The following is a 17,505-nucleotide window of genomic DNA, read 5'->3' as shown; positions in this document are numbered from 1 at the left end:
CGTTCGCCGAGGCGGGCGACCCCGACGCGCTGACCGCGCTGCGCCCCGCGCACCTGGGGGACCGGTCCCCGGTGTCGCTGGCCCGCCGGGAGATCGGCGCGCTCCCCCCGGCCGCGAAGTCGGACGCGGGCAAGCGGGTCAACGAGGCCCGCCGCGCCGTCGAGGCCGCCTACGCCGCCCGAGCCGAGGTCCTCGACCGCGAGCAGGCAGCCCGGGTGCTGGTCGAGGAGCGGGTCGACGTGACAGTGCCGCACGACCGGCGGCCCCGGGGCGCCCGGCACCCGGTCACCCTGCTGATGGAGCAGGTCAGCGACTTCTTCGTCGGGATGGGCTACGAGATCGCCGAGGGGCCCGAGGTCGAGTTGGAGTGGACCAACTTCGACGCCCTGAACATCCCGGTCGACCACCCGGCGCGCGGGCTGATGGACACCTTCCACGTCGCCCCGCCGACCGGCACCGACACCTCCGGTCTGGTGCTGCGGACCCACACCTCGCCGGTGCAGGCGCGGACCATGCTGACCCGGCGGCCCCCCATCTACGTGGTGGCCCCCGGCCGGGTCTACCGGACCGACGAACTGGACGCCACCCACGCCCCGGTCTTCCACCAGATCGAGGGCCTGGTGGTGGACGAGGGCATCACCATGGCCCACCTGCGTGGCACCCTGGACCACTTCGCCCGGGCGATGTTCGGCGAGGGAGCGAAGACCCGGTTCCGGCCGCACTACTTCCCGTTCACCGAGCCGTCGGCCGAGTTCGACGTCTGGTTCCCCGAGCACCGCAAGGGCCCGCAGTGGGTCGAGTGGGGCGGATGCGGCATGGTCAACCCGAGGGTGCTGCGGGCCTGCGGGATCGACCCGGAGGTCTACTCCGGTTTCGCCTTCGGCATGGGCATCGACCGGACCGTCATGTTCCGGCACGGGGTCGGCGACATGCGGGACCTGGTCGAGGGCGACGTGCGGTTCACCAGCGCGTTCGGGGTCGGGGCGTAGGCGATGCGGGTACGAGTCACGGAAACGGTGGTCTGAAGTCATGCGAGTCTCTGTCAGCTGGCTGCGGGAGTACGTCGACCTCCCCGCCGACCTGCCCACCGGCGACCTGGCCCAGGCCCTGGTCGACCTCGGCATCGAGGTCGACTCCGTCGAGGACCTCAGCGGGTCGGTCACCGGACCGCTGGTGGTCGGCGAGGTACGCGAGATCGAGGAGCTGACCGGCTTCAAGAAGCCGATCCGGTTCTGCCTGGTCGACGTCGGGAACGCCAACGGCACCGGCGAGCCGCAGGAGATCGTCTGCGGGGCGCGTAACTTCGCCCCCGGGGACAGGGTGGTGGTGATCCTGCCCGGCGGGGTCCTGCCCGGCGACTTCGCCATCGGCGCGCGCAAGACGTACGGTCGCAACTCCCACGGCATGATCTGCTCCGCCAAGGAACTGGGCCTGGGCGACGACCACTCCGGGATCATCGTGCTCCCCGCCGACGTGGCGGCCGCGCCCGGTGACGACGCCCGCCCGGTGGTCGGCCTCGACGAGGTGGTCCTGGAACTGGAGGTCACCCCGGACCGTGGGTACGCCCTGAGCCTGCGCGGCCTGGCCCGGGAGCTGTCCCACGCCCTCGGGGTGCCGCTGCGTGACCCGGGGGCGGCACCAGCCCCCGCCGGTACCGCCGAACCGGCGTACCCGGTGCGGGTGCTCGACACTGTGGGCTGCGACAGGTTCGCCGCCCGACTGGTGACCGGGGTGGACCCGACCGCGCAGACCCCCGAGTGGATGCGGCGACGGCTGACCGTCGCGGGGATCCGCAGCATCTCCCTGCCGGTGGACATCACCAACTACGTGATGCTCGAACTCGGCCAGCCGATGCACGCCTTCGACGCCGACCGGCTCAGCGGAGACCTGGTGGTCCGTCGGGCCGAGCCGGGGGAGAAGCTCACCACCCTGGACGGGGTGGCCCGCAACCTCGTCGCCGAGGACATGGTGATCTGCGACGACACCGGGCCGATCTCGCTCGCCGCGGTGATGGGCGGGGAGACCAGCGAGGTCGTCGCCGGCACCACCAACGTCCTCTTCGAGGCCGCCCACTGGGATCCGGCGATGGTCGGGCGGACCGCCCGTCGACACCGGCTGTTCAGCGAGGCGGCGAAGCGGTGGGAGCGGGGCGTCGACCCGACGATGCCGCTGGTCGCCGTGGAACGCGCTGTCACGCTGCTCACCGAGTACGCCGGAGGCACCGCCGGTGAGCACATCCTCGACCTGGATCACGTGGCGGCGCGTACGCCGGTGACCCTGCCCGTCGACCTGCCCGCCCGGCGGGTCGGAGTGGCGTACCCGCCGCAGCGGGTGGTGGCGATCCTGGAGCAGATCGGGTGCACCGTCACCCGGGGTGCGGACCGGCTCGTCGAGGACCCGGGCAGTGTCGGGGCGGCTGTCGGCGACGCCGAGGTCCTCACCGTCACCCCGCCGCCCTGGCGACCCGACCTGACCGACCCGGCCGACCTGGTCGAGGAGGTGGTCCGCCTCGACGGGTACGACAGGGTGCCGTCGGTGTTGCCCACCGCACCCCCCGGACGTGGCCTGACCTGGCGGCAGCGTCGTCGCCGGGCTGTCGCCCGGTCCCTGGCCGAGCAGGGTCACGTCGAGGTGCTCAGCCAACCGTTCGTCGGGGTGCACCTCGCCGACCGGTTCGGCCTGGCCGACGACGACCCCCGGCGACCGGCGGTCCGGCTGGCCAACCCGCTGTCGGAGCAGGAGCCGCTGCTGCGCACCACGCTGCTCGGCCCGCTGCTGGAGGCGGTCCGGCGCAACCTCGGGCGGGGCCTGCGTGACCTGGCCCTGTACGAGATCGGGTTGGTGTTCCTGCCCCGGGCCGACGCCGGGTCCCCGCCGGTCATGGGCGTCGACAGGCGGCCCGCCGAGGCCGAGTTCGCCGCCGCCGACGCAGTGGTTCCGGCGCAGCCGCAGCACGTCGCGGTGGTCCTCACCGGTGACGTGGAGCCGGCGGGCTGGTGGGGGCCGGGTCGCCCGGCCGGTTGGGCGGACGCGATCGAGGCCGGTCGGACGGTGCTCGCCGCCGCCGGTGTCCCGGCCGACCGGGTCGAGGTGCGGGCGGCGGAGTTCGCCCCCTGGCACCCGGGCCGCTGCGCCGAGCTGCTCGTCGACGGGGTCGTCGTCGGCCACGCCGGTGAGCTGCACCCGGTGGTGTTGGCGGGGCTGGAACTGCCCCGGCGGACCGCCGCGATGGAGCTGGACCTCGACGCGTTGCCGGACGCCCCGGTGGTTCCCGCGCCCGACGTCTCCGGCTTCCCGCCCGCCCTGATCGACGTGGCCCTGGTGGTCGACGAGCGGGTACCGGCGGCCGAGGTCGAGCGGGCCCTCGTCGAGGGGGCCGGTGACCTGCTGGAGAGCGTGCGCCTGTTCGACGTGTACGCCTCGGAGCAGCTCGGGGCGGGACGCCGGTCGTTGGCGTACAAGCTCACCTTCCGGGCACCCGACCGCACCCTGACCGTCGAGGAGGCGGTGGCCGCCCGGGACGCCGCCGTGGCCCGCGCCGCCGACCTCCACCAGGCCACCCTCCGCGGCACCTGACCGAGGTAAGGAGGGGCCCCTTCTTAACGCCTCCCGTATAGAAGGGGCCCCTTCCCACCTCGCATCGGCGGGGCTGACGGTGCTGCATGGGCATGCGGTCGGCTGCATGACACATTGCGGCTGTGTAACGCGGCCTGCTAGCCTCCTTTGCATAGTCATGCGGAGGTAGGTATGGGAATTCGGGTCGGGGTCGCCGGGGCGAGCGGGTACGCGGGGGGTGAACTGCTGCGCCTGATCGCCGGTCACCCGGAGTTCGAGCTGGTCGCCGCGACCGCACACCGGCAGGCCGGCGAGCGCGTCAGCGCCGTACACCCGCAGCTCGTCGGGGTTGACCAGGTGTTCGGGGCGACCGAACCGGCCGCCTTCGCCGACGCGGACCTGGTCTTCCTGGCCCTGCCGCACGGGGAGTCCGGGGCACTGGCCGCCGGGTTGCCCGACACGGTCAAGGTGGTCGACCTCGGTGCCGACCACCGGCTGCGCGACGGGGCTGCCTGGCGGCGGTACTACGGCGGGGAACACGCCGGCACCTGGAGCTACGGCCTGCCCGAACTACCCGGTCAGCGGTCGGAGATCGCCGGGGTGACCCGGGTGGCGAACACCGGCTGCTACGCCGTGGCCATCACCCTCGCCCTCGCCCCCCTGGTCGCCGCCGGTGCGGTCAGCCCCGCCGACGTGGTGGTGGTCGCCGCCTCCGGCACCTCCGGGGCCGGCAAGGCCGCCAAGACCCACCTCCTCGGCAGCGAGGTGATGGGGGACCTGTCGCCGTACAAGGTCGGCGCCCACCAGCACGTGCCGGAGATCAAGCAGGCCACCGGGGCGACCGGCCTCTCCCTGACTCCGATCCTCGCCCCGATGCCCCGGGGGATCCTCGCCACGGTGACCGCCCTGCCGCTGACCGACGGGGTCGACCCCCGGGCGGTCCTGGCGCAGGCGTACGCCGACTCCCCGTTCGTGCACGTCCTGCCGGAGGGGGCGTGGCCGCACACCGGGGCCACCCTCGGCTCCAACTCCTGCCACCTCCAGGCCACCGTCGACGTCGACTCCGGCCGGGTGATCGTGGTCAGCGCCATCGACAACCTCGGCAAGGGCGCCGCCGGTCAGGCCGTCCAGTGCGCCAACCTGATGGTCGGCCTGCCCGAGCAGACCGGCCTGTCCGTCTACGGGGTGGCCCCGTGAGGTCGCCCCGGTCGAGCAGCGAGACGACGAAGGAGACGACGGCATGAGTGTCACCGCCGCACGGGGGTTCCGGGCCTCCGGCGTCGCCGCCGGGCTCAAGAGCGCCGGTGCCCTGGACGTCGCCCTGGTGGTCAACGAGGGACCCGACGCCGGGGTGGCCGGGGTCTTCACCGCCAACCGGGTGAAGGCCGCCCCGGTGCTCTGGACCCAGCAGGTGGTCAACGGCGGGGTGGCCCGCGCCGTCATCCTCAACTCCGGTGGTGCGAACGCCTGCACCGGACCGGCCGGGTTCCAGGACACCCACGCCACCGCCGAGCACACCGCGTCGGTGCTCACCTCGGCCAGCGCCCGCCTGATGGTCGGGGCCGGGGACGTGGCGGTCTGCTCCACCGGTCTGATCGGCGAACGGCTCCCGATGGACAAGCTCCTGCCGGGCGTCAAGGCAGCCGTACGCGGCCTCGCCCGCGACGGGGGACCGGCCGCCGCCGAAGCGATCATGACCACCGACAGCCGGCCGAAGACGACAGTGGTCACCGGGACCGGCTGGACGGTCGGCGGGATGGCCAAGGGCGCCGGGATGCTGTCCCCCGCCATGGCCACGATGCTCTGTGTGCTCACCACCGACGCGGTGGCCGGTCCGGCGACCCTCGACGCGGCGCTGCGCGCGGCCTGCCGGGTCACCTTCGACAGGCTCGACTCCGACGGGGCGATGTCCACGAACGACACGGTGTTGCTGCTGGCCAGCGGGTCCAGCGGCATCGAGCCGACCCAGCAGGAGCTGACCGACGCGGTCACCGCCGCCTGCCACGACCTGGCCCAGCAGTTGCTCGCCGACGCCGAGGGCTCCACCAAGCAGGCCGCCATCGAGGTGGTGGGGGCGGCCGACGAGGACGACGCGGTGGCGGTGGGGCGCGCGGTGGCCCGCAACAACCTGGTCAAGACGGCGCTGTTCGGCAACGACCCGAACTGGGGTCGGATCCTCGCCGCCGTCGGCACCACCTCCGCCGCCTTCGAGGCCGACGAACTCGACGTGGCGGTCAACGGGGTGTGGGTGTGTCGCGGCGGTGCCGCCGCCGAGGACCGCTCCAAGGTGGACCTCTCCGGCCGGGACGTCACCATCCGGGTCGACCTGCACGCCGGCTCCGCCTCGGCGACAGTCTGGACCAACGACCTCTCGCACGCCTACGTCCACGAGAACTCGGCCTACTCGACGTGAGCGCGAGGAATGCAGCGCAGCGGAGTCCCGCAGTCGCGAACGAAGAGGTGGACCGGTGAGCGCGAGGAATGCAGCGCAGCGGAGTCCCGCAGTCGCGAACGGAAAGACGGCCCAGTGAAACTTTCGGTAGACCTCACCCAGGCCCAGGCCAAGGCGGCCACGCTGATCGAGGCGTTGCCCTGGCTGGCGCAGTTCTCCGGGGCCACCGTCGTGGTCAAGTACGGCGGCAACGCCATGATCGACCCGGAGTTGCAGCGGGCCTTCGCCGCCGACATGGTCTTCCTGCGCTACGCCGGTCTCAAGCCGGTGGTGGTGCACGGCGGCGGACCGCAGATCTCGGCGATGCTCGGTCGCCTCGGCATCGCCAGCGAGTTCCGGGGTGGCCTGCGGGTCACCACCGCCGAGGCGATGGACGTGGTCCGGATGGTCCTCGTCGGCCAGGTCGGCCGGGAACTGGTCGGCCTGATCAACGCGAACGGACCCTTCGCCGTCGGCCTCTCCGGTGAGGACGCGGGCCTGTTCACCGCCGTCCGCCGCCCGGCGTACGTCGACGGGGAGCCCGTCGACGTCGGGCAGGTCGGCGACGTCGAGTCGGTGGACGTCTCGGCGGTCACCGACCTGATCGCTGCCGGTCGGATCCCGGTCATCTCGACTGTGGCGCCGGACGTCGACGGGGTGCTGCACAACCTCAACGCCGACACCGCCGCCGCCGCCCTCGCCATCGGCCTGCAGGCCCGCAAGCTGGTGGTCCTCACCGACGTGCCGGGGCTCTACGCCGACTGGCCGGACACCGACAGCCTGATCTCCGAGATCACCGCAGACGACCTGGCCCGACTGCTGCCGTCGCTGGCGTCGGGGATGGTGCCCAAGATGGAGGCATGCCTGCGCGCGGTGCGCGGCGGGGTGCCCGCCGCGCACGTCGTGGACGGGCGCGTCGCCCACTCCACGCTGCTGGAGGTCTTCACCTCCGAGGGGTTCGGCACGATGGTCGTGCCGGAGCCCACCACCGCCTCGGTCACCGAGACGGCCGCCGACCGGGAGGGACAGTCATGACCGGGCTCGTGCAGCGCTGGCGGCAGAGCATGATGGACAACTACGGCACACCCCCGCTGGGCCTGGTCTCCGGCCAGGGCGCGGTGGTCGTCGACGAGGCCGGCCGGGAGTACGTCGACCTGCTCGGCGGAATCGCCGTCAACGCCCTCGGGCACGCCCACCCGGCGGTGGTGGCCGCGGTGTCCCGGCAGGTCGCCACCCTCGGACACGTCTCCAACCTGTACGTCGCCGAGCCGCCGATCGCCCTGGCCGAGCTGCTGTTGGCGCTGGCCGGGCGACCCGGGCGGGTCCTGTTCACCAACTCCGGTGCCGAGGCCAACGAGACGGCGTTCAAACTGTCCCGGCTCACCGGTCGCAGCCACGTCGTCGCCACCCAGGGTGGTTTCCACGGGCGGACCATGGGGGCGTTGGCGTTGACCGGTCAGCCGAGCAAGGCCGACCCGTTCCGCCCGCTGCCCGGCGAGGTCACCCACGTCCCGTACGGCGACGTGGCGGCCCTGGAGGCGGCGGTCACCGACGCCACCGCGATGGTGATCCTGGAGCCGATCCAGGGGGAGAACGGCGTCGTGGTGCCACCCGCCGGCTACCTGGCGGCGGCCCGGCGGATCACCACCCGGCGCGGTGCCCTCCTGGTGCTCGACGAGGTGCAGACCGGGATCGGCCGGACCGGACACTGGTTCGCCCACCAGGCCGAGGGGGTCGAGCCCGACGTGGTGACCCTGGCCAAGGGGCTCGGCGGTGGGCTGCCCATCGGGGCCTGCCTGGCCTTCGGCCCGGCCGCCGACCTGCTCCGCCCCGGCTCCCACGGCACCACCTTCGGCGGCAACCCGGTCAGCTGCGCGGCCGCCCTGGCGGTGGTCTCCACCATCGCCAGCGAAGGGCTGCTCGACCACGTCAAGCGGGTCGGGGAGCGGCTGCGGCGGGGAGTCGAGGCGCTCGGCGACCCGCTGGTCGTGCAGGTACGCGGTGCCGGTCTGCTGCTCGGCGTGGTGCTCACCGCGCCCGTCAGCGGGGCGGTGACCGCAGCGCTGCGCGAGGCCGGGTTCCTGGTCAACCCGGTGCAGCCGGACGTGGTCCGGCTCGCCCCGCCGCTGATCCTGAGCCCCGCCCAGGTCGACGCCTTCCTGGCCGCCCTGCCGGCCGCGTTGGACGCGGCCCGACCCACCGAGACGGAGACCCCCGCATGACCCGGCACTTCCTGCGCGACGACGACCTCACCGCCGCCGAGCAGTCCACCGTGCTCGACCTGGCCGCCCGGTTCAAGGCCGACCGGTACGGGCACAAGCCGTTGGCCGGCCCGAAGTCGGTGGCGGTGCTCTTCGACAAGCAGAGCCTGCGTACCCGGTTCTCGTTCGACGTCGGCATCGCCGAACTGGGTGGCCACCCCCTGGTGGTGGACACCCAGGTCACCCACTTCGGTCGGGGGGAGACCCTGGCCGACGCCGGTCGGGTGCTGTCCCGGTACGTGACCGCGATCGTCCTGCGCACCCACGGCGACGACCGGATCGCCGAGGTGGCCGCGGGTGCGAGCGTCCCGGTGGTGAACGCCCTGACCGACGGGTTCCACCCCTGTCAGCTCCTGGCCGACCTGCTCACCGTCCGGGAACACCTCGGCGGTACGCAGGGACGGACCCTGACGTACCTCGGCGACGCGGCGAACAACATGGCCCACTCGTACCTGCTCGCCGGGGCGCTGGCCGGGATGCACGTGCGGGTGGCCGGTCCGGCCGACTTCGGTCCCGACCCGGTGGTCCTGGAGCGGGCCGCGCAGCTCGCCGCCGACACCGGCGGATCGGTCCGGGTCCTCACCGACCCGGTCGAGGCGGTACGCGACGCCGACGTGATCGCCACCGACACCTGGACCTCGATGGGGCAGGAGGCCGACGGGCTGGACCGGATCACCCCGTTCCTGCCGTACCAGGTCAACAAGGAACTGGTCGGGTACGCCGCGTCGCACGCGATCGTGCTGCACTGCCTGCCGGCGCACCGTGGCGAGGAGATCACCGACGACGTCCTCGACGGGCCGCAGAGCGTGGTGTTCGACCAGGCGGAGAACCGACTGCACGCGCAGAAGGCCCTGTTGGCCTTCCTGCTGGAGGGCCGGGGGTGACCGGCCCCCTGACCCGGGCCGCCCGGCACGCCCGGATCGTGGAGCTGATCCGGGAACGGGCGGTCCGCTCGCAGACCGAGCTGGCCGACCTACTCGCCACCGACGGCATCCAGGTGACGCAGGCCACCCTCTCCCGGGACCTCAAGGAACTCGGCGCGGTGACCGCCCGGGGTGGTGACGGGCGCGGCGTGTACGTCATCCCGGAGGACGGACACCGTCCGCTGCGCGACGCCGAGGCGGCCCCGGCCCGGCTGGTCCGGCTGCTGCGGGAGCTGCTGAACGAGGTCGACGCCAGCGGCAACATCGCCGTGCTCCGGACCCCACCGGGTGCGGCCCAGTACCTGGCGAGTGCACTGGACCGGGCCGGACTGCCGGAGGTGGTCGGCACCATCGCCGGCGACGACACCATCCTCGTGGTGGCCCGGGACACCGTCGGCGGGGCGGCGCTGGGCGAGAAGCTCTCCGCCTGGTCCCGCCGCGACGACAACCCCGAAGCCCGGCTGCCGGAGAACTGACCGTGACGACCAGAATGAGCGACGTGGACGACAAGAGCCTCACCGAGAACAGTGCCGCCACCAACCGTACGAGCCTGTGGGGTGGTCGGTTCGCCGGCGGACCCGCCGAGGCCCTCGCCCGGCTGTCGGTCAGTGTCCAGTTCGACTGGCGCCTCGCCCCGTACGACATCGCCGGGTCGCGGGCGCACGCCCGGGTCCTGGCCGGGGCGGGCCTGCTCGACCCGGACGAGCTGGGCCGGGTCCTGGCCGCCCTGGACGACCTGGAGGCGGCGTGCGCCTCCGGCGCGTTCCGTCCCACAGTCGACGACGAGGACGTGCACACCGCCCTGGAGCGGGGGCTGCTGGAGCGGCTCGGCGCCCTCGGCGGGAAGCTGCGCGCCGGGCGGTCCCGCAACGACCAGGTCGCCACCGACCTGCGGCTCTACCTGCGCGACCACGCGCGGGGGGTGGCCGCCCGGCTGGTCGAGCTGGCCGACGCCCTGGTCGAGCAGGCCGAGCGGCACGTGGACACGGCCGCCCCGGGGATGACCCACCTCCAGCACGCCCAGCCGGTGACCTTCGGGCACTGGCTCCTGGCCCACGTCCAGCCGCTGCTGCGGGACCTGGAGCGGCTGCGCGACTGGGACCACCGCACCGCGATCAGTCCGCTGGGCGCGGGTGCCCTGGCCGGTTCCGGGTTGCCGCTGGACCCGGTGGCGGTCTCCAAGGAGCTGGGTTTCCGGACCTCGTTCGCCAACTCGATGGACGCCGTCGCCGACCGGGACTTCGTCGCCGAGTTCCTCTTCGTCACCGCGCTGGTCGGGGTGCACCTGTCCCGCCTCGGTGAGGAGGTGGTGCTCTGGACGTCGCACGAGTTCGGCTGGGTCGAGCTGGACGACGCCTTCGCCACCGGGTCGTCGATCATGCCGCAGAAGAAGAACGCGGACATCGCCGAGCTGGCCCGGGGCAAGTCCGGTCGTCTCGTCGGCGGGCTGATGAGCGTGCTCACCATGCTCAAGGGCCTGCCGATGGCGTACGACCGGGACATGCAGGAGGACAAGGAACCGGCCTTCGACGCTGTCGACACCCTGGAACTGTTGCTGCCCGCGCTCGCCGGGATGATCTCCACCATGACGGTACGCGTCGACCGGCTGGTCGCCGCCGCGCCGGTGGGCTACTCCCTGGCCACCGAGGTCGCCGACTGGCTGGTCCGTCGGGGGGTGCCGTTCCGGGAGGCCCACGAGATCACCGGGAAGCTGGTGGCGCTCTGTGTGGTCCGGGACTGCGCCCTCGACGAGGTCTCCGACAGCGACCTGTCGGCGGTCAGCGAGCACCTCGACCCGTCGGTGCGTGACGTCCTCTCGGTCCGCTCGGCCCTGGCCACCCGGACCACCCCCGGTTCCACCGGTCCCGGGCCGGTCGCCGACCAGCTCGCCGCCGCCGCAGACCAGCTCACCGGCTGGCGGGAGTGGGCCGCCGAGCAGGTCGTACCCCGCTGAGGCACTGTCGGGTCGGGGCGCGCACGTCGCGCTCCGACCCGACGCCGTCTCAGGGGACGTCCGGGCGCTCGCGGCGGGGAAGCTTGCCGACGATCGTGGCGTACGAGGCGTCCACCGCCTCGGTCAGCTCGTCGGTGGGGATCGCCCCGTCCAGGCGCAGCGTGTTCCAGCCCGCCCGCCCCACGTACGGCATCACCCCGGCGTCGTCGGGGTAACGGCGCAGCCACTCGTCGGCCAGGTCGCGGTCCGGCCCGCACTTGAGCCCGATCCTCGCCCCGGTGTCCCCCGGCCCGAGGAAGGCGAAGATCCGGCTGCCGACCTTCACCACCTCCTCGTCCTCCCAGGGGCGGTCCAGCCAGGCGCCCGGCTTGGCCAGGCAGTACGTCAGCATCTGTGCGCGTTCCATGGGCGCGGCACCTCCGGTCGGGTCCTCTGGGTCAGTCTCGTCCCTGCGGGCCGGAAAAGCCCGGCGGCACCGGTTCGCGGTAACCCGCACGACGTCGTCGACCGGCCGGGTTTCCGCCTCCGGCCGACCGGGATCGAGGCGTACGCCTGATCAACGGCTCGACTGTCCAGCCCCACCGCCCGGGGCCGCTCCCGTGCTCCGGGCGGAGATCCGCTCGTAGCGCTGACTGGCGGCCTGGGCGCTGCCCAGCCCGAGCCCTTCTCCGATGGCCTGCCAGGTCAGTCCCCGGGACCGGGCGAGGCCGAGCAGCCCCGCCTCCAGGGTGTCCACCTCGGCCCGCAGGTGAGGCAGGAGGGCGAGGGCGGCGAGCAGGTCGTCCCGGTCGACGGGCTCCTCCCCGGGAGTGGGCTCGGCAGCCCCGGCGGCCAGGGCCAGCACCAGGGCGACAGCCTCGTAGGGGTCGGCCAGATAGGGGTTGAGGTGCCGGTGCCGCTGGGCCTCGGTGGCGGCGTGCCGCTCGGTGAGCCGGTGCAGGGCCGCGAAGGTGCGGTCGGGTCCGGGATGGTCGGCGTCAGGTTCGCTGGTCACCACCCGATCCCAACACTTCAATGAAACGTTGTCAACGCTTTGTTGAAGGAGCGGTTGCACCTGGAGGCAGACTTGAGGCTCCCTCCGGTCGACCGGTTGACGATGTGCTCACACCACACCACCGTCGCGTCGGCGAGGAAGCCGCCCAAGCTCGGCGAGGAGTTGCCGCACGGGGGCCGGATAGCGCGGCCCGGTCGCGGTGAGTTCCTCCTGCAATCGGTGTAGGAGGGCGACGCTGCGGACGGATGCCACGTGGGGCAGACGGTCGAGGGCACGGCGGGCGGTGTCGACGGCGATGTCGGCGTCGCCATTGCGCAGATGGGCCAGGCTGAGCCAGGCTCCGTGGCGGAGCGCCGACCGCTGCGGCGGGGCCGTCCCAGGGGTGTGGGCGCGGGCATGGAGCAGCAGGGTGGCCTGCCCGAGGAGCTGTTTGCGACGTACCGGCAGCCGTTCCGCGATCATGACCAGCCCCCGTCCGGTGATGGCGTCGAGTTCGACCGGATCCAGGTAGGAGGCCCAGCGGGGCAGCGGGTTGTCGGCGTTGCTGTCGCCCAGTTCCAGGGTGGCGTCTCGCATGCGGTGGAAGCCGGTGAGGTCACCGGCGGCGGCGTGGGCCAGACCGCTGCGGGCGGTCACCAGGGCACGGACGGCGGGACCGGCGGTGGCTGCGGCTTCCTGTGCTGCGGAAGCGAGTTGGAGGGCGTCGAGGCCGAAGCCCCTGTCTGCGGCCTGGTTGGACATCAGGGCGAGGATGCTGGCGCTGAGCGCGGGGTCCTGTGCGGCGTGCGCTGCGCGCAGGGCCAGGAGGTACCAACGTTGTGCCTCGCCGTCGTGATGGGCGTCGAAGGCCATGAAACCGCTGGTCTGGGCGAGTTGTGCGAGGGCGGCGGCCAGACGACTTCCGGTGCCCGCCGGATAGGAGGCGTGCCGGAGCAGCCGTGCGACGGCGGCGAACTGGTCGGCGACGAAGGCCCGAGCCGCGCCGCCGTTCTGGGTGTCGAGCTGCTGCGCATGGGCGACGAGACTTTCGACCATGGCCAGCAGGGGAGGGGTGACGCGGCCCTGTTCTGCTGCCACGGCGGTGAGGGTGGGTGCCGGGTGCTGGAGAGCACGCCATGCGTGACCGGTCAGGGCGACACCGGAGAGCGCGAGGATGGTGCGGCGGGTGGGCACGGGTCCTCCCAGGAGGCTGAGCAGTCCGCTGCTGTCCCAGGGTAGATCCATCGAGTCGTCCACGCGCAGGGTCGTCTCCGGGCGACGAGCCCTGACACCCCACACCTCCTCGAACGACAAGGCGGAATCCAAGACGGTTGAGAGAAGCTGAACCACGAGGTCAGGCACCTCGCCGTGTGGTGTCTCGCCGTTCTTGATCCATTTGTACGGCGTCTTCTCGTGCACCCGACGGCTACTGCCTTGCTCCGACAGCGCGGCGTTGACGCGACGGGCCAGCGTTTCGGGCCGCCAGCCGGCCCGAATCAGCAACGCGCCCAGGTGGCCCTTGTGATGGTTCGGAGCAGATTCTTCCACGGCATCATCCTCGGCGGGAATCCCATTGTTGGGCCGATAGCGTTGTGAGGGCAATTCGAGTAGGTCCGACGATAGCGGTTACCGGTGCCTCTCGGGGAATTCCGCACCATCCGCACCACCGCTCTGACCGGGTGCACCTCTCGCACCGCAGCAGGCGATTCCGGTGGGCGCGGTCATGGGCAAGGCTGTGAATCATTCCAGCCTCGCACTGCCCGCCGATCGTGATCGGAACTGAACAGCCTCCTGTCGCCCATGAGGCTTGTCTACCGATGGCGCGCCGAAACTCCAAGAAATTGTGCGGCTCGGCGATGTGCAAACGAGCGCTATCGAACTAGTGGAAGGAGGACGGCATTGAACACTCAGCAGCCCGACCCACCCATCCCGCCAGTGGTCACTGACCAGGCCGCCGAGCACGAGGCGGCGAAGCAACGAATCCTCGAATTGGCCGAGGCGGAGCGGATACCGGTGGAGGAGACGACCCGGGTGCGGGGTCGGCGTGGACGGTCATGACAACTCGGTGCCGGTCGGACGTCGGGTTGCCTACTGGCGGAGCCGTCGGAACATGACCCAGCAGATGTTCGCCGACCGGCTCGGCAAGTCGAAGTCCTGGGTGGACAAGGTCGAGCGGGGCATACGGGAGCTGAACAAACTCGACGTACTTCACGAGATCGCCGCCGCGCTGCGGGTCGACGTGGCCCTGCTCCAGACCGGCCCACTGAGCGGCGGCGCGGTACCGCCGGCTGATACTGAGCTGCGCGGATTGGTCGACGGGGTGCAGGCATCCCTGGCCCGGTACGGTCCTGCTGCCCCGGCCGGTTCCCTCGATCGTTTAGGACGGAATGCGGCGTACGGGTGGACGACCTTCCGCCACGGACGGCTGCGTCGGGTGCTGGCCGATCTGCCTGGCTTGCTGGCTCAGTCCAGGCAGGCCCGGGCTGATGCGTCGGGTGCTGACACGGTGGCGGCCGAGGTGTTCCAGCTTGCGGCGACCGTGTTGCGGAAGGTCGGTGCGGCAGAGGTGGCGTGGCTGGCCGCCGACCGCGCGATGGCGGTCAGTGTCGGGCTCGGTGATCCGGTGCTGGCCGCACGGGCGGCTGTTCCGCTCGGCGGGGTGGTGCGGGAGCTGGGCCAGCCCCGCCCGGCCTTCGAGCTGTGCGTCTCCGTCGCGCATGACCTGGCTCCCAAAGATCCCCTCGCGGTCGACGAGGAGCGGCTGTCGGTGCACGGGAGTCTTCTGTTGCAGGCGGCGATGGCCGCCGCCCAGCTCGGGGACCCCTTGACGGTGCTGGAGTTGGTCGACCAGGCCGCCGCCTGTGCGGCCCGGGTCGGGGACGGTCAGGACCATCACCACACCGGCTTCGGCCCGGCCCTGGTCGACGGGGTGCGGGTGGCCGCCGCCCTGGCCCTGGAATCCCCGGCTGTCGCAGTGGCGGCGCACGAGCAGGCGGCGACCCGGCCGGGGTGGTGGGGCCTCCCGGCCGGTACCCGGGCGGATCACCTGGTGGATGCGGCCCGGGGGTACGCCGGCACCGGGCAGGAGGCGGATGCGGCCCGGACCCTGCTGGAGGCGGACCGGATCGCGCCGGAGGAGGTGCGGGTACGGCCAGCGGGCCGGGCGGCGGTTGCCCTGGCCCTGCGGCAGGCGGACCGTCCTGATCCCCGCCTGGTAATGCTCGGGGAGTCCCTGGGCCTGGACGGTGCCCGATGACTCACGAGCGCGGATACGAGCACGGCAGTCTGGCGGTACGTCAGCTCACCGAGAAACTGCGCGTCTGTGTGGCATCACCCCGCCTACGTGGGGAGCAGATGATGCTCATCAACATGCTCAACCTTGCCCAGGGATCACCCCCGCATGCGCGGGGAGCAGTACCTTCGGATCGAACGCCCGCCTGCCGGTCGGGGATCACCCCCGCATGCGCGGGGAGCAGACCCCGGCCGAGTACAAGATTCTGCGCAACGCGGGATCACCCCCGCATGCGCGGGGAGCAGATGCGGGGCTGGGTCTGCTCGGGCATCGGTCAGGGATCACCCCCGCATGCGCGGGGAGCAGGCGGACGGGGCTGTGGCCCTTTCCTATCTCGCAGGATCACCCCCGCATGCGCGGGGAGCAGACCCACTGGGCTCCGGGCAGCCCGCAGGCGGAGGATCACCCCCGCATGCGCGGGGAGCAGGCGAGCATCGTCTCGCCGACCTTCACCGGCTCGGGATCACCCCCGCATGCGCGGGGAGCAGTCATGGTCATCGCCGCCGGTGGTGCGCTCCTGCGGATCACCCCCGCATGCGCGGGGAGCAGTGCATGCGGTCGTACAGCAGGTTGTAGGGCACCGGATCACCCCCGCATGCGCGGGGAGCAGGAAGACGCGACCGTCAACGTCTATGACCTGCTGGGATCACCCCCGCATGCGCGGGGAGCAGACGCCGTCGGTGGTGAGGAGCACGAGCGGGGCCGGATCACCCCCGCATGCGCGGGGAGCAGATCCACTGCATGAGGCCGGAACAGTCGAACGTGGGATCACCCCCGCATGCGCGGGGAGCAGGCGATCTCCTCGGCGTAGAAGTCCCGGATGCGCGGATCACCCCCGCATGCGCGGGGAGCAGCCCTCGACCCGGTACAGCTTGTCTCCGGTCGGCGGATCACCCCCGCATGCGCGGGGAGCAGCGGACGACACCTCCGGCCTGAACATCCAACTGAGGATCACCCCCGCATGCGCGGGGAGCAGCAACTTGATGCCGGTCTCCTCGAATGTGCGGCGGGATCACCCCCGCATGCCGGGGAGCAGGCAACCTCTGCACCCGTCCAGCCTGCGGTCACCGGATCACCCCCGCATGCGCGGGGAGCAGTCGTCCAGGGGAATGCCGGTTGCGGTCCGCATCGGATCACCCCCGCATGCGCGGGGAGCAGGAGGACGGCGCGAACGTGCGCCTCGTCCACGTGGGATCACCCCCGCATGCGCGGGGAGCAGGTGACCGCCTGCGAGGTGTGGCTGTCAGCCGGGGGATCACCCCCGCATGCGCGGGGAGCAGGAGTAGTCCGTGGTCTTCACCGCGTTGCGCCGGGGATCACCCCCGCATGCGCGGGGAGCAGGGCGAGGGTTGACCGGCGCACCACCTGCGAGCCGGATCACCCCCGCATGCGCGGGGAGCAGGCGGCGGGACTGCTGTCACCCCCGGCGGGGGTGGGATCACCCCCGCATGCGCGGGGAGCAAGGGCGGAAGCCGGCGGACACGGATGAGCACGGCGGATCACCCCCGCATGCGCGGGGAGCAGGTCCTCTCCGCCTCCCCCAAGGTCGGCCGCACCGGATCACCCCCGCATGCGCGGGGAGCAGGCCTGCACCGTCTTGACGGCCTTCTTGTTGCCGGGATCACCCCCGCATGCGCGGGGAGCAGTCAGGCAGCGTCGGCATGGCCGGGGCACGCCGGGGATCACCCCCGCATGCGCGGGGAGCAGACCGGCCGGGGCGGCAACGCCGGCAGCGGCGGCGGATCACCCCCGCATGCGCGGGGAGCAGACGGGGGGCGCGGCCTCGGTCGACGCCGCCTCGGGATCACCCCCGCATGCGCGGGGAGCAGCGACCAGCAGGCGTCGGGACTACGACCTGGCGAGGGATCACCCCCGCATGCGCGGGGAGCAGGGATGGGAGTGGACCCTCGAAGGGGCGTACTGGGGATCACCCCCGCATGCGCGGGGAGCAGAGCAACGCGCTGGATCAGGAGGTCCTTCAGGGCGGATCACCCCCGCATGCGCGGGGAGCAGGACGAGGACGCCGAGGAACTGCTGATCCGGTCCGGATCACCCCCGCATGCGCGGGGAGCAGGCGATCAACGAGCGACGCATCCCTCGGGAGGCGGGATCACCC

Annotated in this window: 14 protein-coding genes and 2 CRISPR repeat arrays (1 of these 16 only partly in view); of the genes, 11 read left to right on the top strand and 3 right to left on the bottom strand. The window is 72.4% G+C overall.

Annotated features, from left to right (window positions below; translation table 11 throughout):
• The 9 genes from pheS to argH form a co-directional block, all read left to right on the top strand.
• The coding region (gene pheS / locus ABT336_RS18690; protein WP_350897881.1) for a phenylalanine--tRNA ligase subunit alpha at positions 1 to 989 on the top strand (989 nt) is incomplete at its 5' end.
• Positions 990 to 1,029: 40 nt separating this feature from the next.
• A complete protein-coding gene (gene pheT, locus ABT336_RS18685; RefSeq protein WP_350897880.1) occupies positions 1,030 to 3,576 on the top strand; it encodes a phenylalanine--tRNA ligase subunit beta in 2,547 nt (848 codons plus the stop codon).
• 171 nt (positions 3,577 to 3,747) lie between these two features.
• A complete protein-coding gene (gene argC / locus ABT336_RS18680; RefSeq protein WP_350897879.1) occupies positions 3,748 to 4,752 on the top strand; it encodes an N-acetyl-gamma-glutamyl-phosphate reductase in 1,005 nt (334 codons plus the stop codon).
• A gap of 43 nt (positions 4,753 to 4,795) precedes the next feature.
• Entirely contained in the window at positions 4,796 to 5,968 is a 1,173-nt protein-coding gene (gene argJ, locus ABT336_RS18675) for a bifunctional glutamate N-acetyltransferase/amino-acid acetyltransferase ArgJ (protein ID WP_350897878.1), read from the top strand.
• Between the two features lie 114 nt (positions 5,969 to 6,082).
• Positions 6,083 to 7,021 carry an acetylglutamate kinase gene (gene argB / locus ABT336_RS18670; protein ID WP_350897877.1) on the top strand — a complete coding sequence of 313 codons (939 nt, stop codon included), beginning with the start codon at positions 6,083 to 6,085 and terminating at the stop codon, positions 7,019 to 7,021.
• Positions 7,018 to 8,208, top strand: a complete 1,191-nt coding sequence (locus ABT336_RS18665) for an acetylornithine transaminase (RefSeq protein WP_350897876.1) — start codon at positions 7,018 to 7,020, stop codon at positions 8,206 to 8,208. Before argB ends, ABT336_RS18665 begins: the two co-directional genes overlap by 4 nt.
• Positions 8,205 to 9,131 (top strand): ornithine carbamoyltransferase, encoded by a 927-nt coding sequence (argF, locus tag ABT336_RS18660; RefSeq protein ID WP_350897875.1) that lies wholly within the window; start codon positions 8,205 to 8,207, stop codon positions 9,129 to 9,131. Before ABT336_RS18665 ends, argF begins: the two co-directional genes overlap by 4 nt.
• Positions 9,128 to 9,646: an arginine repressor gene (locus ABT336_RS18655; protein ID WP_350897874.1), complete on the top strand. Its 519-nt coding sequence runs from the start codon at positions 9,128 to 9,130 to the stop codon at positions 9,644 to 9,646. Before argF ends, ABT336_RS18655 begins: the two co-directional genes overlap by 4 nt.
• Positions 9,647 to 9,660: 14 nt before the next feature.
• Complete coding sequence (gene argH / locus ABT336_RS18650; RefSeq protein WP_350897873.1) at positions 9,661 to 11,124, top strand: argininosuccinate lyase; 1,464 nt, start codon at positions 9,661 to 9,663, stop codon at positions 11,122 to 11,124.
• Between the two features lie 49 nt (positions 11,125 to 11,173).
• Here the strand turns inward: argH and ABT336_RS18645 are convergent, their stop codons facing one another.
• The 3 genes from ABT336_RS18645 to ABT336_RS18635 form a co-directional block, all read right to left on the bottom strand.
• Positions 11,174 to 11,530: an MmcQ/YjbR family DNA-binding protein gene (locus ABT336_RS18645; protein WP_350897872.1), complete on the bottom strand. Its 357-nt coding sequence runs from the start codon at positions 11,528 to 11,530 to the stop codon at positions 11,174 to 11,176.
• A 150-nt stretch (positions 11,531 to 11,680) separates the two neighbouring features.
• A complete protein-coding gene (locus ABT336_RS18640) occupies positions 11,681 to 12,118 on the bottom strand; it encodes a DNA-binding protein (protein WP_350897871.1) in 438 nt (145 codons plus the stop codon).
• 108 nt (positions 12,119 to 12,226) lie between these two features.
• Entirely contained in the window at positions 12,227 to 13,645 is a 1,419-nt protein-coding gene (locus ABT336_RS18635) for an NsdA family TPR-like regulatory protein (RefSeq protein ID WP_502891203.1), read from the bottom strand.
• Positions 13,646 to 13,996: 351 nt separating this feature from the next.
• Here ABT336_RS18635 and ABT336_RS18630 point away from each other — a divergent pair, with 351 nt between their 5' ends.
• The gene (locus tag ABT336_RS18630) at positions 13,997 to 14,155 is read left to right on the top strand and encodes a hypothetical protein (RefSeq protein ID WP_350897869.1); all 159 of its coding nucleotides are present in this window, start codon (positions 13,997 to 13,999) and stop codon (positions 14,153 to 14,155) included.
• The gene (locus tag ABT336_RS18625; protein WP_350897868.1) at positions 14,142 to 15,353 is read left to right on the top strand and encodes a helix-turn-helix domain-containing protein; all 1,212 of its coding nucleotides are present in this window, start codon (positions 14,142 to 14,144) and stop codon (positions 15,351 to 15,353) included. Before ABT336_RS18630 ends, ABT336_RS18625 begins: the two co-directional genes overlap by 14 nt.
• A 131-nt stretch (positions 15,354 to 15,484) precedes the next feature.
• Positions 15,485 to 16,365: a CRISPR direct-repeat array (repeat unit 28 nt; unit sequence GGATCACCCCCGCATGCGCGGGGAGCAG).
• A 92-nt stretch (positions 16,366 to 16,457) separates the two neighbouring features.
• Positions 16,458 to 17,505: a CRISPR direct-repeat array (repeat unit 28 nt; unit sequence GGATCACCCCCGCATGCGCGGGGAGCAG) (it continues 1,972 nt past the right edge of the window).

The organism is Micromonospora sp. NPDC000207 (assembly GCF_040300925.1).
GTDB lineage: Bacteria > Actinomycetota > Actinomycetes > Mycobacteriales > Micromonosporaceae > Micromonospora.
The sequence above is the reverse complement of the archived record's forward strand: the minus strand, read 5'-3'. Positions and strand labels throughout refer to the sequence as shown.